The organism is Shewanella electrica (assembly GCF_022321485.1).
In the GTDB taxonomy this organism is placed as follows: domain Bacteria; phylum Pseudomonadota; class Gammaproteobacteria; order Enterobacterales; family Shewanellaceae; genus Shewanella; species Shewanella electrica.
Genome location: NZ_JAKOGG010000004.1, coordinates 49,205 through 63,754 on the forward strand (window position 1 = coordinate 49,205; position 14,550 = coordinate 63,754).

At 48.5% G+C, this 14,550-nt stretch carries 12 protein-coding genes and 1 tRNA gene; 10 read left to right on the plus strand and 3 right to left on the minus strand.

What is annotated here, in order from left to right:
• The first annotated feature begins 17 nt into the window (after window positions 1-17).
• The 4 genes from infB to rpsO all read left to right on the plus strand — a co-directional run bounded on the left by infB (window position 18) and on the right by rpsO (window position 4,477).
• Complete coding sequence (infB, locus tag L9G74_RS07210) at window positions 18-2,690, plus strand: translation initiation factor IF-2 (protein WP_238895628.1); 2,673 nt, start codon at window positions 18-20, stop codon at window positions 2,688-2,690.
• A gap of 61 nt (window positions 2,691-2,751) precedes the next feature.
• Window positions 2,752-3,162 carry a 30S ribosome-binding factor RbfA gene (gene rbfA, locus L9G74_RS07215; RefSeq protein ID WP_238895629.1) on the plus strand — a complete coding sequence of 137 codons (411 nt, stop codon included), beginning with the start codon at window positions 2,752-2,754 and terminating at the stop codon, window positions 3,160-3,162.
• Entirely contained in the window at window positions 3,162-4,112 is a 951-nt protein-coding gene (gene truB, locus L9G74_RS07220) for a tRNA pseudouridine(55) synthase TruB (RefSeq protein WP_238895630.1), read from the plus strand. Before rbfA ends, truB begins: the two co-directional genes overlap by 1 nt.
• A 95-nt stretch (window positions 4,113-4,207) precedes the next feature.
• Window positions 4,208-4,477 (plus strand): 30S ribosomal protein S15, encoded by a 270-nt coding sequence (gene rpsO, locus L9G74_RS07225; RefSeq protein ID WP_238895631.1) that lies wholly within the window; start codon window positions 4,208-4,210, stop codon window positions 4,475-4,477.
• Between the two features lie 63 nt (window positions 4,478-4,540).
• Here the strand turns inward: rpsO and L9G74_RS07230 are convergent, their stop codons facing one another.
• Window positions 4,541-5,116, minus strand: coding sequence for a porin family protein (locus L9G74_RS07230; RefSeq protein ID WP_238895953.1), 576 nt, complete (start codon window positions 5,114-5,116; stop codon window positions 4,541-4,543).
• Window positions 5,117-5,678: 562 nt separating this feature from the next.
• Between L9G74_RS07230 and L9G74_RS07235 the strand changes: the two genes are divergently transcribed.
• The 4 genes from L9G74_RS07235 (at window position 5,679) to rlmF (ending at window position 9,704) form a co-directional block, all read left to right on the plus strand.
• Window positions 5,679-6,506, plus strand: a complete 828-nt coding sequence (locus L9G74_RS07235; protein ID WP_438944554.1) for a molybdate ABC transporter substrate-binding protein — start codon at window positions 5,679-5,681, stop codon at window positions 6,504-6,506.
• Between the two features lie 241 nt (window positions 6,507-6,747).
• Window positions 6,748-8,022, plus strand: coding sequence for an MFS transporter (locus L9G74_RS07240; protein WP_238895632.1), 1,275 nt, complete (start codon window positions 6,748-6,750; stop codon window positions 8,020-8,022).
• 266 nt (window positions 8,023-8,288) lie between these two features.
• A tRNA-Lys gene (locus L9G74_RS07245) sits at window positions 8,289-8,364 on the plus strand.
• 362 nt (window positions 8,365-8,726) lie between these two features.
• Window positions 8,727-9,704 (plus strand): 23S rRNA (adenine(1618)-N(6))-methyltransferase RlmF, encoded by a 978-nt coding sequence (gene rlmF / locus L9G74_RS07250; RefSeq protein WP_238895633.1) that lies wholly within the window; start codon window positions 8,727-8,729, stop codon window positions 9,702-9,704.
• Window positions 9,705-9,747: 43 nt separating this feature from the next.
• Here rlmF and L9G74_RS07255 read toward each other — a convergent pair whose 3' ends face one another.
• Window positions 9,748-11,004 carry a serine hydrolase domain-containing protein gene (locus L9G74_RS07255; protein ID WP_238895634.1) on the minus strand — a complete coding sequence of 419 codons (1,257 nt, stop codon included), beginning with the start codon at window positions 11,002-11,004 and terminating at the stop codon, window positions 9,748-9,750.
• A 751-nt stretch (window positions 11,005-11,755) separates the two neighbouring features.
• Here L9G74_RS07255 and L9G74_RS07260 point away from each other — a divergent pair.
• Window positions 11,756-12,457, plus strand: coding sequence for a TlpA family protein disulfide reductase (locus L9G74_RS07260; protein WP_238895635.1), 702 nt, complete (start codon window positions 11,756-11,758; stop codon window positions 12,455-12,457).
• A 112-nt stretch (window positions 12,458-12,569) separates the two neighbouring features.
• On the opposite strand, the gene L9G74_RS07265 is transcribed toward L9G74_RS07260, so the two are convergent.
• A complete protein-coding gene (locus L9G74_RS07265; protein ID WP_238895636.1) occupies window positions 12,570-12,782 on the minus strand; it encodes a CCE_0567 family metalloprotein in 213 nt (70 codons plus the stop codon).
• Window positions 12,783-13,581: 799 nt separating this feature from the next.
• Between L9G74_RS07265 and L9G74_RS07270 the strand changes: the two genes are divergently transcribed.
• Window positions 13,582-14,550, plus strand: coding sequence for a response regulator (locus L9G74_RS07270; RefSeq protein ID WP_238895637.1), 969 nt, complete (start codon window positions 13,582-13,584; stop codon window positions 14,548-14,550).

A 14,550-nucleotide genomic window follows, 5' to 3' on the forward strand; every position in this document is an offset into this window, starting at 1 on the left:
GAGAGGGGAGTTAACGGATGGCAGATACAACCGTAGAACAGTTGGCCACAGAAGTAGGCAAAGACGTTGACCGTCTTATCGAACAGTTTGCTAAAGCTGGCATCAAAAAGAGCCGTAATGACGCGGTAGCTGAAGATGAAAAACAACGCCTGCTTGACTATTTAACCAAGCAGCATGGTGGAGATAACGTGCCTTCAAAAATGACGTTGCAGCGTAAAACTGTATCGACTTTAAGTGTTTCAGGTGCCGGTGGCCAATCTAAAGACGTTAAGGTGGAAGTTCGTAAGAAGAAAACCTTCGTTAAACGCGACGTAGCCGAATTGGAACGTCAGGCTGAAGCTGAAGAGCAAGCAAGAGTTGAAGCCGAAGCTAAGGCAAAAGCCGATGCAGAAGCTAAAGCGGCGGCAGATGCTAAAGCTAAGGCGGAAGCTGAAGTAAAAGCCAAGGCAAAAGCAGAAGCCGATGCGAAAGCGAAAGCCGCTAAAGCTCAGTCTGCTGATGGCGAAGCTAAACAAGCTGCAGAGCCTGAATCAGAAGAAGATCAAGTGAGCAAAGCAGAAGCTGCCCGCATTAAAGCGGCGCAAGAAGAAGCGGTTAAACGCAAAGCGGATGAAGAAGCAGCTCGCGCCGCTGAAGAAGCGCGTCGTATGGCTGAACAAAATTCTAATCGTTGGGAACAGGAAGAGAAAGAACGTCTCGAAGCTGAAAAACGCAACGATCACCACATCACTACCTCTAAAGTGGCGCGTGCTGCTGAAGACACCAGTGACATGGAAGAAGAGAAACAAGGTCGTCGTAGCCGCCACAAGAGTGCCGGTAAAAAACGTTCTAAAGACGCTCGCCAAAGTAGCGAAGGCGGTCGTGAACGCGACATTCGCAACAAGAAAGCGGCCAAAGCTAACAAGCACGGCTTCAACAAGCCTGTTGCTGCAGTAAACCGCGACGTGCGTATCGGTGAAACCATTACCGTAGCTGACCTCGCTCAGCGTATGGCGGTTAAAGCCACTGAAATCATCAAAGCGATGATGAAAATGGGCTCAATGGTTACCATCAACCAAGTACTGGACCAAGAAACTGCACAATTGGTAGCAGAGGAAATGGGCCACAAAGTGATTCTGGTGCGTGAAAACGAACTGGAGCATGAAGTACTGGCTGACCGTGACGGCGAAGATGTCAAAGTAGAACCACGCGCACCGGTTGTTACCATTATGGGTCACGTTGACCATGGTAAAACCTCGTTGCTGGACTACATTCGTCGCACCAAAGTGGCCTCTGGCGAAGCCGGTGGTATTACTCAGCACATCGGTGCATACCACGTTGAAACCGACAACGGCATGATCACCTTCCTGGATACTCCAGGCCACGCAGCGTTTACCGCAATGCGTGCTCGTGGTGCGCAAGCGACCGATATCGTGGTACTGGTAGTTGCAGCAGATGACGGCGTAATGCCACAAACCATCGAAGCTATCCAACACGCAAAAGCCGGTGGCGCGCCACTGATTGTTGCTGTGAACAAGATGGATAAACCAGAAGCTGACGTAGACCGCGTGAAGAGCGAACTGTCGCAACACGGCGTAATGTCAGAAGATTGGGGCGGCGACAACATGTTTGTTTACGTTTCAGCCAAAACTGGTCAAGGCATTGATGGACTGCTTGAAGGCATCCTGCTGGAAGCTGAAGTACTCGAACTGACAGCCGTTCGTGACGGTATGGCTGCTGGCGTGGTGGTTGAGTCTAAACTCGACAAAGGCCGTGGTCCTGTGGCTACTGTACTGGTTCAAGAAGGTACGCTGCACCAAGGTGATATCGTACTGTGTGGTCTTGAGTACGGTAAAGTTCGTGCGATGCGCGACGAAGATGGCAATGAGATCAAAGAAGCTGGCCCATCAATTCCAGTGGAAATCTTAGGTCTGTCAGGTGTGCCATCAGCCGGTGACGAAGCCACCGTTGTTAAAGATGAACGTAAAGCACGTGAAGTTGCTCTGTACCGTCAAGGTAAATTCCGTGAAGTGAAACTGGCACGTCAACAAAAAGCGAAACTGGAAAACATGTTCGCTAACATGACCGAAGGTGAAGTTCAGGAATTGAACATCATTCTGAAAGCAGACGTACAAGGTTCTCTGGAAGCGATTTCAGACTCTCTGACCAAACTGTCTACAGAAGAAGTGAAAGTGAACATCATCGCTAGCGGTGTAGGTGCACTGACTGAGAACGATGCGACTCTCGCGGCAGCGTCTAACGCTATCATGGTCGGCTTTAACGTTCGTGCTGATGCGCAAGCGCGTAAAGTGATTGATGCTGAAAGCGTTGATCTACGTTACTACAGCGTGATTTACGACCTGATTGATGAAGTGAAATCAGCGATGAGCGGTATGCTGTCGCCTGAGTTCAAACAACAAATCATCGGTCTGGCTGAAGTACGTGACGTGTTCAAATCACCTAAGATCGGCGCGATTGCTGGTTGTATGGTTACCGAAGGTGTGGTTAAACGTAGCGCGCCAATCCGCGTTCTGCGTGACAACGTGGTGATCTACGAAGGTGAACTTGAGTCACTGCGTCGCTTTAAAGATGACGTTAACGAAGTTCGTAACGGTACTGAATGTGGTATCGGCGTTAAGAACTATAATGACGTTCGTGTTGGCGACCAGATCGAAGTGTTCGAAACCGTTGAAGTGGCACGTAGCCTCTAAGCGGTAACAACAGATTTTTGGGCGGCTACGGCCGCCCTTGTTGGTTTAAGAGGGTAAAAAGATGGCGAAAGAATTTAGCCGTACCCGGCGTATCGGCCAGCAGCTGCAGCAAGAGCTGGCGCAGGTGCTGCAACGCGATATGAAAGATCCACGCATTGGCATGGTCACAGTGAACGACGTTGATGTTTCACGTGACTTGAGTTTTGCCAAAGTGTACGTGACCTTGTTTGAAGAAGATCCGCAAGTGATCGAGGACAAAATGGCTGCGTTGATGAAGGCTGCGCCATACGTGCGTACGCTGGTGGCTGGTCGGATGAAACTGCGCGTGATGCCTGAGCTGAAGTTTGTATATGACTCCTCATTGGTTGAAGGTATGCGCATGTCTAACTTGGTAAGCCAAGTGATCAATACCGATAAAGCCAAACAAGAGCAGTTTGGCTCAGATGATGAGCAGACTGAGGAAAAAGATTAATGGCAAGACGACCGAAAGGCCGTTTTATCGATGGCATCGTGTTGTTGGACAAGCCAACAGGCATTAGCTCCAATCATGCGTTGCAACAAGTAAAGCGTTTTTATCAAGCCGCTAAAGCGGGTCATACCGGTGCATTGGACCCATTAGCAACCGGCATGTTGCCTATCTGTCTCGGTGAAGCGACCAAGTTCTCCCAGCATTTGCTCGAGTCTGATAAGCGCTATCTGGTGACAGCCAAACTGGGTGAACGTACCGATACCAGCGATTCTGATGGCGAAGTGGTGCAGACGCGTGTGGTGAACTTCAGTCAAGAGGCGCTCGAGGCTGCTTTGGATAGCTTCCGTGGCGAAACCATGCAAACGCCATCGATGTTCTCCGCGCTGAAATATCAGGGACAACCGCTATACAAATATGCCCGCGAAGGCGTTGAAGTACCGCGCGAAGCACGCCCAATCACTGTGTATGACCTTAAGTTTATTGCCCTTGAAGGTGATGAACTGACACTGGATATTCGTTGTTCTAAAGGCACTTATATCCGCACCATCATCGATGATCTGGGTGAAAAGCTCGGCTGTGGCGCACACGTGATCATGCTGCGCCGTACCGAAGTGGCGGACTATCCAACCGACAAAATGGTCACCATTGAGCAATTAGCTACGCTCATTGAGCAAGAAAAAGCCGCTGAAAGTGCGCCGTTTAGCTTGCTTGATAATTTGTTACTACCCATGGATACCGCGGTGGCCGATCTGCCAGAGTGCCATTTGGACGAAGCATCAGCCGGTTATGTGCTCCATGGCAATCCCGTGCGAGTTAACGGCCCGGCAGCGGGCACGATGGTGCGATTGACCAGCGGTGCTGAGCGCCAGTTTATCGGTGTTGGTACCATGAACGATGATGGTTACGTTGCGCCAAAGAGGTTAGTGGTTTTTCAAGAAAAAAGCCCTAACTAAACTTGCGGTAGTGCGGTTAGCACGGTATTATGCGCAACCTTCGGCTGAGTTAGTGATCGGCTGAAGTTACATTAAAATTTATTTTGGAGATTCTCATGTCACTAAGTACTGAGCAAAAAGCAGAAATTCTGGCTAAATTTGGCCGTGGCGAAAACGACACTGGCTCACCAGAAGTTCAAGTTGCCTTGTTGACTGCACAGATCAACCACCTGCAAGGTCACTTCAAAGAGCACAAAAAAGATCACCACTCACGTCGCGGTCTGCTGCGCATGGTAAGCGCTCGTCGTAAACTGTTGGCTTATCTGAGCAAGAAAGACAACACTCGTTACGCTGCTCTGATTCAAGAACTGGGTCTGCGTCGCTAATCCAGTTGTATGAACAAAAAAAGGAGGCTTATTAGCCTCCTTTTTTGTTGCTCAAGCGTTAGCTTAGAAACGGTATTCTAAACCGATAGACGCTTGTTTGAAGTCGGTACTGGTGTTGGCACCATCGACCACGTCACCAGCATCAATCTCGGCATCATACCAAGTGTATTCAGCATTGATGAGGAAGTTTTCGGTGATTTTAAAACCGACACCGGCACCTGCGAATACACCAGTATCGTCATCACTGGCGCTGATGCCCGCTACGTTATAATCCGTGTCATACCAAAGTTGACCACCTTTAGCGTAGAGTTCAACGCGCTCGCCAAGCGGTAGCATCAGTTTCAGCGCTGCGGTGTAACCATCGGTTTCGGCACCCGCGACACTGCTGCCATATTTACCAAAATCGATGTAACTCCCTTCGACAGCGATATATGGGTTAAATTTATAACCGACTAATCCTTGCCAGACATCGTTGTCATCATCAAAATCATCGTCACCATCGACTTTTAAGTAACCATAGTTACCACCCACATAAAGCCCACTGTCGTTTTTGACATCGGATTCTGCTGCCATAGATGCAGCGCTATAAGTGGTGGTAAGAGCTAAGGCTGCGATAAGGAAAGGTGTTAATTTTTTCATCATGAGACTCCTGATTATCTTCCTGATTCGAGAGATATTTTCACTTGTATTTCTCAATGTGCAGTTGGATATAAACAAAGCTTGTGCCAAGAGCAGATGAAACATCATTTAGTTAACATTTGCTGATTAGAAGGATAAAAATCCTAGATTTTTCAGGTGGAAGCGTTATCAGCTTTTAAACAGCTTTGTAAGCTGGCTGTTCTATTTTTGTTTTTGATGATTTTACGTTTAATTTTAATGAGTTATCGGTCGGAAATTTCTTCATGCCGATCGGAAAAAACTGCTTTTGGCGGCAGTAATACTGGCAGTTAGTGGATTGGCGCCAGCCGCTGTTGGTTGAATGTCGCCGTTAACGCAAGCTGGCACAGGTATGCTGTCCCTAAAGCTTTACATTATTGCTAGTTTACTGGGCAAATTTATCTGTGAAATCTCACTAATAGGACACTACAAACGGCCGCTAACTTACTATAATACTTCGGTTTTTAGCTCAATTAATGCGCGAAGTATGCGCTTTGGCTAAACATTATTAATGGCACAATGTGGTTCGATAGAGAGGCATAACATGGCAAGGCATCGGCAGATGTTGCTGTTAAGTTTGGGAGTATCGCTAATGATGGGGGCGCTGGCACAAGTGAGTGTAGCCGCAGAACAAAATACCGCGATTGAACTACGCGCCGCGGGTAGTTTAAAGGCGGCGATGACTGAGATTATTCGTCAGTATCAAGCCGAGACTCAGCAGGCAGTGGTGGCGCAGTATTCATCATCTGGTATCTTGCGCGAACGCATTGAAGCGGGCGAGAAAGTCGATATTTTTGCTTCGGCTAATATGCAGCATCCACAGGCGCTAGTGAACGAACAGCGCGGTACCGAAGTGGTGATGTTCGCCCGTAATCAACTATGTGCCTTAGCTCAGCCGAACTTGCCACTAACCACCGGTAATTTTTTGGACGTGTTGTTAGATCCCGAAACCAAATTGGGCATCTCGACACCTAAATTTGATCCCGCAGGTGATTACGCACTAACCGTGTTTGAAAAAGCGGAAACGCTGCAACCTCAAGCACAAAACATATTAACTAAGAAGGCGTTAAAGCTGACGGGCAGCCCAAACAGCGCCAAAGCGCCTGTCGGGCGTAATCTTTATGCGTGGGTGATGGAGAACGAGCGGGCTGATGTGTTTCTCACTTATTGCACTAATGCCAAATTGGCGCAGCAAGAGGTCCCCGAGCTGCAGATAGTTGCTTTACCCGCTGAGCTAGCCATTGGTGGCAAATTTGGCTTGGTGGTGCTGAAAGACGCCAATCCGCATGCGGCAGCGCTGGCTAACTATATTTTGTCTGACAAAGCTCAAGCGATACTGGCTGAATACGGTTTTCAACCACCGCAGCGTTAAGAGTCTGCGGATGTCATTACTCATGAAGGGCGGATCTGATGATTCGCCCTTTTTTGTTCGCTCATGAATTCTTCGTTAGCCAACTTTGCCATGCGCCAGCATGCCCGCAGTTAGCAGCCTTGAACTGCTATGGCTTACCAATCCAGAGCGTCGGGCAGGCTTATCCGCAACTTCCCTAGCTTTATTTTGAATAATGCAGTTAACTACATGTTCTAACGTTGTTTTTCAAGGATGAGTCACCATGGAAGCTGTAACCTCTATCGGCCAATTTCGCTGGCGTTTTTTCATTATTCGCGCGTTTAGTGGCTTGATCATGGGCATTATTGCGCCTGTGATGTATCTGGTGCTGCAAGCAAAGGGGTTTAACATGCTGCAAATTGGCACCTTGGTGATTGTTAGTTCAATAAGCACCATGGTGTTGGAAGTGCCGTGTGGCATGTTGTCTGATCGTCTCGGTCGCAAAACGTTATTTATCTTCGGCCAGCTGAGCATGCTGTTGTTCGTGTTGGGCATGTATAGCCTCAACTCTTGGGGGATCATGTTGTTAGTGATGGTATGCGCCGGCATGAGCACCGCGATGATCTCAGGCACGCTCGATGCGTTGTTTGTCGAGCAGCTTAAGGCGCAGCAACTCGGTAGTCGTCAATTACAACGTGGTTTGGCGCATTTCAGTCTCGCTAATCAGATGGGTATGTTGCTGGGGGCGCTGTTGTCCGGCGCGTTATTTGCCGATGCGGTGCTGGTGAGCAGCCGCGACAGCTCATCGAATCTTGCTGATTACACGATGAACTATGGGCTGGTGGCGTTATTACTACCATTGCAGATGTTACTTAGCGGCTATCTGCTGCATGAAGCGACATCACCTAGCGCAACCCCGGTGCGCCAAGGTTTGCTGCCTCTGTTGCAGGAAGCTTGGCAGCCGTTGATGCAGCAAGCTACGCTGCGGCTATTACTGCTATCCAGTGCCTTGGGTGCCACGGCTTATATCAGCTTCGAAAAATTCTGGCAGCTCCAGTTAAAAACGCTTATCGGCGAGCAACCGTTGGCATGGCTGTTCGGCGCATTGTTCGCCGGTTCTATCCTATTAGGTATGGCGGGGCAGGCGATGTCACCGCGCTTTTGTCGGCTGTTTAACTACAACTATGTCGCGGCCAATATTGCTATTCGGCTGTTACAAGCAGCGTTGTTTGCCGCATTATTTTGGGCGCAGCACTGGCTTAGCTTCGTGTTGGTATTTGCGCTGATCTATTGGGTATCCGCCTTATCCTATTCGCCAGTGATGACGCTATTTCACAGTGAAGTGCGTGATAGTGAACGCAGCACTATGTTGTCGATCCGTTCGGTGTTTATCCAACTCGGTGCCGTGCTTGGCGTGGGCATTGCGGCGTGCAGTGCCGAATACGGCTCGCTGCGGCTGGCGTTTTTCGTGTCGGCGCTGATTTATCTGTTGTCGATTGCGGTATTGTTTGCGCCATCGTTACGGCGTTTAGGCGTGCGTTTGGCTGAAGAAGCCTAACGCTAGTGCGCTAGTAACGATTGCAGCGGCTGAGGTGGCGGCCATGGGCTGGTGAATGCGGCGAATCTTGATGGGTGGCTGTAGTGTTTTTATCTAATAAAATGCTTTATTAGTAGTTTAAAGTGTTATTATTTTTTTACACCAACAAATTTAGATGTGAAGTTGACAGATTTTGTAATTAGATCTACTTTATGCGCCGAGATATGAACAGCCCTATGGTTTCCCCTTTCGCTTTCTTCCATATCTCAATATCAGTGTTGTTAAATAGGCCGCTAACTCAGTTGGCAGAGTAGTTGACTCTTAATCAATCGGTCGTGGGTTCGAGCCCCACGCGGCCTACCAACATCCCTCTTTTCAAGCTCACATTTTCCTCCTTTCGTTGTTGATTTTTGTAGCGCTGCGCCTGATTTCGGCAATTGGTGCGCCATTAATGGCACTCTCTAGCAAAAAACATCACAATAGCCTCCTTGTGGCGGCGAGCGAGTCAACCAATGGTGTTGGTATTTATGCTCAATGCGCTAGTAACTAGCTGCGTGTCAAAGTGAAAGAGAATCAACATGGTCACACCTGCGCCTAAGCGTGCATCTAAACCTACGGCAAAGTCCGCTAACACAAAGGCGACTCAATCCTCTGCTGAGCGAGCAAATAAGCGTGATACAGCGCATCGCAATAACGCTGCTAAAACAGCGGTAACGGCGCTGAAGATGACCACGATAAACAGCGCCGCGGGGCTGCATCAACGTAACCGCCATCGTGGCAGTTATGATTTTACTGCGCTGGTGCAAGCTGAGCCTGCGTTAAAGCGCTTTGTCACGAAAAACCCGCGAGGGCAGGATACCATCCCATTTGCTGATGCTGACGCGGTTAAGTTGCTGAATAAGGCCCTGTTGGCACAGCATTACGGCATTCGCCACTGGGACATTCCAGCAGGGTTCTTGTGTCCACCCATCCCAGGGCGTGCAGATTACATCCACCGTATTGCTGAGCTGCTATATGCTGACTGTCCAGCGCTGCAACAACGGTCGGCGCGGATGCTGGATATCGGCGTGGGCGCTAACTGTATCTATCCGATTATTGCGCGCGTGGAATATGGCTGGCAGGTGGTGGGCAGTGATATCGATCCGCTGTCAGTCAAAAGTGCGCAGACTATTATCAATGCCAATGCCGCGCTTAAGGGCAATATTGAGTGTCGTTTGCAGCAACAACCGCAGCATATTTTTAGCGGCATCATCGCTGCCGATGAGCGTTATATGCTGACCACCTGTAATCCGCCATTCCATAGCTCGTTAGCTGAAGCGCAGCAAGGCGCTCAGCGTAAGCTCAGCAATCTTAGTAAAAACCAACATAAACGTGGCGCTACGGCGGCTCACGATAACGCGAGCGCTAAAGGTAACACTGCACTTAATTTCGGTGGTCAAAAAGCCGAGTTATGGTGCCCCGGTGGTGAGGCGGCGTTTTTGAAAAATATGGCGTTTGAGAGCGCCAAATATGCTGAGCAAGTACTGTGGTTTAGTAGTTTGATCTCCAAGAGCGATAACGTGCGTTGGCTACGCAAGCAGCTTGAAAAGGCGGGCGCGGTGGAAGCAAGAGTCGTTGAGATGGCACAAGGACAAAAGATCAGCCGCTTTGTGATGTGGAGCTTTTTAAATCCCGCGCAGCGGCAGGCATGGGTAATGCAGTAGAGCACATAGCGACTGTGTTTATGGCATAGTCGCTACCGGTTAATTAGCGGCCGCCAGTTTGCTGATCATTATCGTCACTACTATTGCTTGCCGTCATCTGCTCATGTGGTGGAATAGGAGTTTGGCAGGCGAGGGCATCATTGCTTTTCGCCATACGCAATAACATGCGATGACCAATATTGTTGTTCCAGTTAAAGCTGTTTTGCAGCACTACCACGGCGGTTTTTAGGCGTTGATCCATGCCGATATAGCTGGAGAATCCGCCAATAAAGCCGGATTGATACAGAATTTGCTCACCTTCAATCTCATTGCGTAACCAGCCCAACCCTACGGAATCCGCATCTGCAACCTGCAATCTCATGGTGGTTGCATCGGTAAAGGCTTGATTAATTACCTCGTTATCCGTGCCATAGAGATGGGCGCGAGCGTATTGCAGTAGGTCGTTTGCACTGCTCCACAAATTAGCAGCACCGACCATATAACCATGGAATTGCCAATCTGGCACTTGGCTACCGCGAGCAATAAACTTAGGTTGATCCCCCGCATGTCCACGCGCGCGCTGGGCATAACCCGGCAGCAATTCTGGTTGATAGCCGGTGTTTTTTAGTCCCAAAGGTTTAAGCAACAGCTGCTGGGTGAGTTGTTCAACTGGCTCCCCCACACGCTGTTGTATCGCCTCATCTAAAATGCTGTAACCCAAATTAGAATAAATCACGGTTGGCGTGGTGGGTGGCTCAAATGATGCGAGATAGTCGGCAAAGTCGCCGTTATCTAGTTCAGCGTAAAACTGGTTGCCAGTAAACAGATAACCGACAAACTGATGCAGCATGGCGAAGCTGTTTACCTGTCGTGGCAGGCCTGAGGTGTGACTGGCTAACTGCTCTAATGTGACGTGGGATGCGCCATCGCTAAGCGGTGTGTTTGGCAGTAATGCACTGAGTGATTCCTGCCAGCCAAGTTGCTGCTGTGCCACTAACATGGCAACGGTTTCGGCGGTAAAACCTTTGGTCACGGAGCCTACGGCAAACAAGGTATCGCCGGTTAATGGGATCTGCTGTGTTTCGTCGGTATAACCGTAACTGAATACTTGGGTTTGACCTTGTGGAGTCAACACCGCCACCACCATGCCAGCAGAATCTCCTGATTCAATGGATGGCAGCGCCAACGCATCCACTTGCTGCTGTAGTGGTACATGACAATAAGCCAACGGGTTATCTTGATCGACATTGTTGCTGGATAAACTACTACAACCACAAAGTACGCTGCTTATGAGCAGTAAGAGACTGATTCTGTTCAACACTGTTTATTCTTATCGTACGGCAGCACTCTTGTGGAGAGAGCGCTTGATATTAAGAAGACTACAAACGGTACTGTTTATTGTTGTTAACGCTTGCACGATGTCATGATGTCGCTATTAGCAAAGACAAGCCATTTTGTTAAAAGAGGCGTTATTGTCTAGAAACTTTAATCAACAGAGATAACATCATCATTTTTATGGAAAGACACTTCCATGGTCACTGGTCTAATTGCCGCCTTTAATCCATTACTATGCCGCTCGATTTTCCGCTGAGGCGCGCCAGAATATCCTGCATTACACCTTGAAATCTATCTAAATTTGTCTGAGTGATTGTTAATGCTGGAACTATGCGAAATACCTCTAAATTTGGCCGACGCACCACAGAGATTTTTTGCTGTAATAATTGCTGGTGGATTAACGTGGCAAAGGAATATGTGGCATTTGCTTCAAACTGTAGCAAATGCCGCTTTGCATCTCACCGCGATAGTCACGGCTTTTTTGAGTGCGGCAAAAGTCATTTACTCAGCTTAACGGACTGATGACTTTAAACCTAGCGCATGCACTGTCTACGGCAAAAGGTTCTGTAAAACTCATACTCCTCGGCATTTGTTTTGTTTCTTGCACTAATCGCCATGTCATTCACCCTCCTATGGTTGACTCAAATGATGACTGCTGGCAGGTTTAGTTATATCTAAAGTTGAAGCGTGAAATCGTTCGTTGTGTGGTCGAAGGATTAACTGCATCGGAGTTATGCATGAAACTCATTGCCATCATTACTGGCTTGTTACTGGTTATGACCAGTGCAACAGCGTCTGCGACAACGGTTACACCTGCAGCTTTTGCACCGAAGTTGGGGTTAGCAAAATATCAAGTCACATACTTAGATAAGCAGGCACAGCCGATCAGTGTCGGGGATTATCTTGGGCCTTATGATACGCATTTCAGCATGTGGCAGGAGCAAACGACGCGGGCGGTAACGGTTGCGGCTGAACCTTCGAAGCACAACACTCACCCTTTGGCTAACAGCGCAGCGACCTCATTAGCCACAGGTGAGCCTGTTCCTGCCATTCAGGGGAAAAACCTGATGGGGCGTGATGTGAAAGAAGATTGGTCAAGTAAGCAGTTTATATTGCTTAGTACCTTCTCTGTTGATTGCCCCGGTTGTGTAAGAGAGATCCCTGACGTTAAAGCTTTTTCCGAACGGCATGCTAATGTAAAAGTCCTGTATGTCACTTGGGACTCGGTAGAAAACAGCCGCCAGTTTGCTAGTCAGTATGAGTTAGAGGCGCAGGTGATCGCCAACGCCGAACCATGGTTAACGCAAGTAGGTATCAGCACTTATCCCACGTTAATGCTGTTATCTCCCACAGGGCGTCTTCTGTATGCCGATGCGGATTATGATGCCGAAGGGCATGGGCTGCAAAAGATGGCAGAGTTGCTGATCCCCGCGGTGTAGCGCTGCCCGAAGGGTTCATTTAAATGCCTGCTGAACTTGGTTGCGCTAGTTGACTCATTGCCACTGGCTGCGCCTCGCCCATAATGCGGTTGCTTTGAACGAAAATTAAACACTAAAGAGAAGCAGCCTCTAAGGCGGTCAACTGCTCATTCAAATTAGCCCAATGTTGGCAAGCGTCGTAGCATGCTTGGGCCATTTGTGGCAGTTCTTCAAAAGCCGCTGGTAGCCTATCTTCTACCAGATCATGTAATTCACCCGCCCGTTCAGACGCGATACGTTTGGCGCGGCGCACCTCTTTTTGCAGTTGTTCCAATTGTTGTGCCATGATTTGTCCCTTGCTGTTAATCAACTGGTCAATAACGCTTCAAAAAGTAGACCAACGATAATTCCCAATAAATCAGCATATTAATTATCTTATGCACGTAGTAAATGTGACAAACTACCGGCTTTTGGCAGGTTTTCGACAAAGATAACTGAACGTGGCGTATCAGTGAACGACGTGGCATGGTCCGCAAAAGCCCCCGTCAGTTGATATCAATTCGTGGTTGCTAATTGGACATTATTTCACAGCGCCTTACGGCGAACTTTTTTAAAGCCGATACGGCTAAGGATGATACACAGTGGCGTTAAGACGCCATTTATGCCGCTGCGATATGCTGCTAACGGGCTTTTTTCTGCTCACTATTGCAACAATATTTACAATTTGTCGGTGATATTTTGCTAGAGCAAACAGCGTTGATGGGGTAATGTGCGCACCCGTACCGAACTTCAAAATTTTAGCTTGGATTACGGTAGTAGTTGGTCGTGTTTTATCAATCATTGTAGTGAGTTAGCGGGGCCGCGGCGTTGGACGCTGGTGGTGATATTGCAGTGTATTTGCGGCGGTTAAGTCGCGCTTTATCAGCCGCTGAATTGAGTCATGGTGGCTAACCACTGCTCTAGGAGCTGTTGCTGGAGCATAACGACACCGCACACCACCTTCCATGCCTAACTCATGCGCTGCCAGCTGCAACAACAGCCAGCAAAGATAACCATCCCCTAATATCCATAGATTATTTGTTTGAGCTAGTAGACGTTAAAAATGAAGCAATCGATGTGTGGCTGTTGTCATTGGATTGATGCATATGGCGAATGAAGTACTAAAAGTGCTGATGGTTGATAACGCTATGCTGATGTGCGATTTCGTTCACTCTGTGGTGGCGAAAATCGACGGCGTTAGCCTGATTAGGGCAAATAGCTATCGCATGGCTTGCGACATTTTAGCAACGGAATCGGTCGATTTGTTGCTAACGGAAATTAATCTCGATACTCAGGCCTGTCTTGGGTTAGAGCTGGTGGGCCGCCTGCGTTCTGACGAGTTTGAAGCTACGGCTTACAGCATTCCCATTATCGTGTGTTCAAGTGTTGCGCTTCGCAGTGCTGTGCGCGATGCCTTGTTATACGATGTCAGCGACTTTCTTATCAAGCCGATTTCCGCCGATATTGTGAAATCGAAACTGCAATACCATCTCACTCGGCCGAATGAGGTCAAACAAGTGGCGTTTTATGATCGGTTGCATCAATACCGCTTGCAACAGGCAGAAGAGAAGCCAAAGCCAAACAGCGGCTTAAAAGCTTGGATCGTATTGTCTCCTACCAGCGACAGCGAACAAACTCCGTTTGATGACGATGAGAGTGATGATGGGGTGCTCTATCGCATGGAGGAGTTTATTCGCTGGCCAGATGATACTTCTACCGGTAATCAGGCCATTGATAAACATCTGAAAAAACTGGCGTTTCACGTTAATGGTTTATACTTCGCTTATAAACACAATCGTCGCTTGATCGTGCTAGGTAAAGAGCGCGATAACGTCTGCCAAGCTGTGACATTTTTGGTGCAAGTCATCGGCAGAAATTATGTCGAGAATCACACTGATCCGCTATTGCAGCGATTGATGCAGCGCTTGGATAAGCTGGAGCAGATTAACGCTGAGTTGTTGGCGATTGATCTGGTACATCATCGAAAATTAGCGCGGGTGTTACGTGCTATATCGCAATGGTGGATGGCAACTTGTAGTCGGCAATTTATGGAGAAAAAGCCACGCAGGCGTTGA

Coding starts and splice junctions, on each gene's coding strand:
- rlmF (WP_238895633.1), top strand. CDS start 8,727: ATGACCACGATAAACAGCGCCGCGGGGCTGCATCAACGTAACCGCCAT.
- L9G74_RS07230 (WP_238895953.1), bottom strand. CDS start 5,116: ATGAAAAAATTAACACCTTTCCTTATCGCAGCCTTAGCTCTTACCACC.
- L9G74_RS07240 (WP_238895632.1), top strand. CDS start 6,748: ATGGAAGCTGTAACCTCTATCGGCCAATTTCGCTGGCGTTTTTTCATT.
- L9G74_RS07235 (WP_438944554.1), top strand. CDS start 5,679: ATGGCAAGGCATCGGCAGATGTTGCTGTTAAGTTTGGGAGTATCGCTA.
- L9G74_RS07265 (WP_238895636.1), bottom strand. CDS start 12,782: ATGGCACAACAATTGGAACAACTGCAAAAAGAGGTGCGCCGCGCCAAA.
- truB (WP_238895630.1), top strand. CDS start 3,162: ATGGCAAGACGACCGAAAGGCCGTTTTATCGATGGCATCGTGTTGTTG.
- rpsO (WP_238895631.1), top strand. CDS start 4,208: ATGTCACTAAGTACTGAGCAAAAAGCAGAAATTCTGGCTAAATTTGGC.
- infB (WP_238895628.1), top strand. CDS start 18: ATGGCAGATACAACCGTAGAACAGTTGGCCACAGAAGTAGGCAAAGAC.
- L9G74_RS07270 (WP_238895637.1), top strand. CDS start 13,582: ATGGCGAATGAAGTACTAAAAGTGCTGATGGTTGATAACGCTATGCTG.
- rbfA (WP_238895629.1), top strand. CDS start 2,752: ATGGCGAAAGAATTTAGCCGTACCCGGCGTATCGGCCAGCAGCTGCAG.
- L9G74_RS07260 (WP_238895635.1), top strand. CDS start 11,756: ATGAAACTCATTGCCATCATTACTGGCTTGTTACTGGTTATGACCAGT.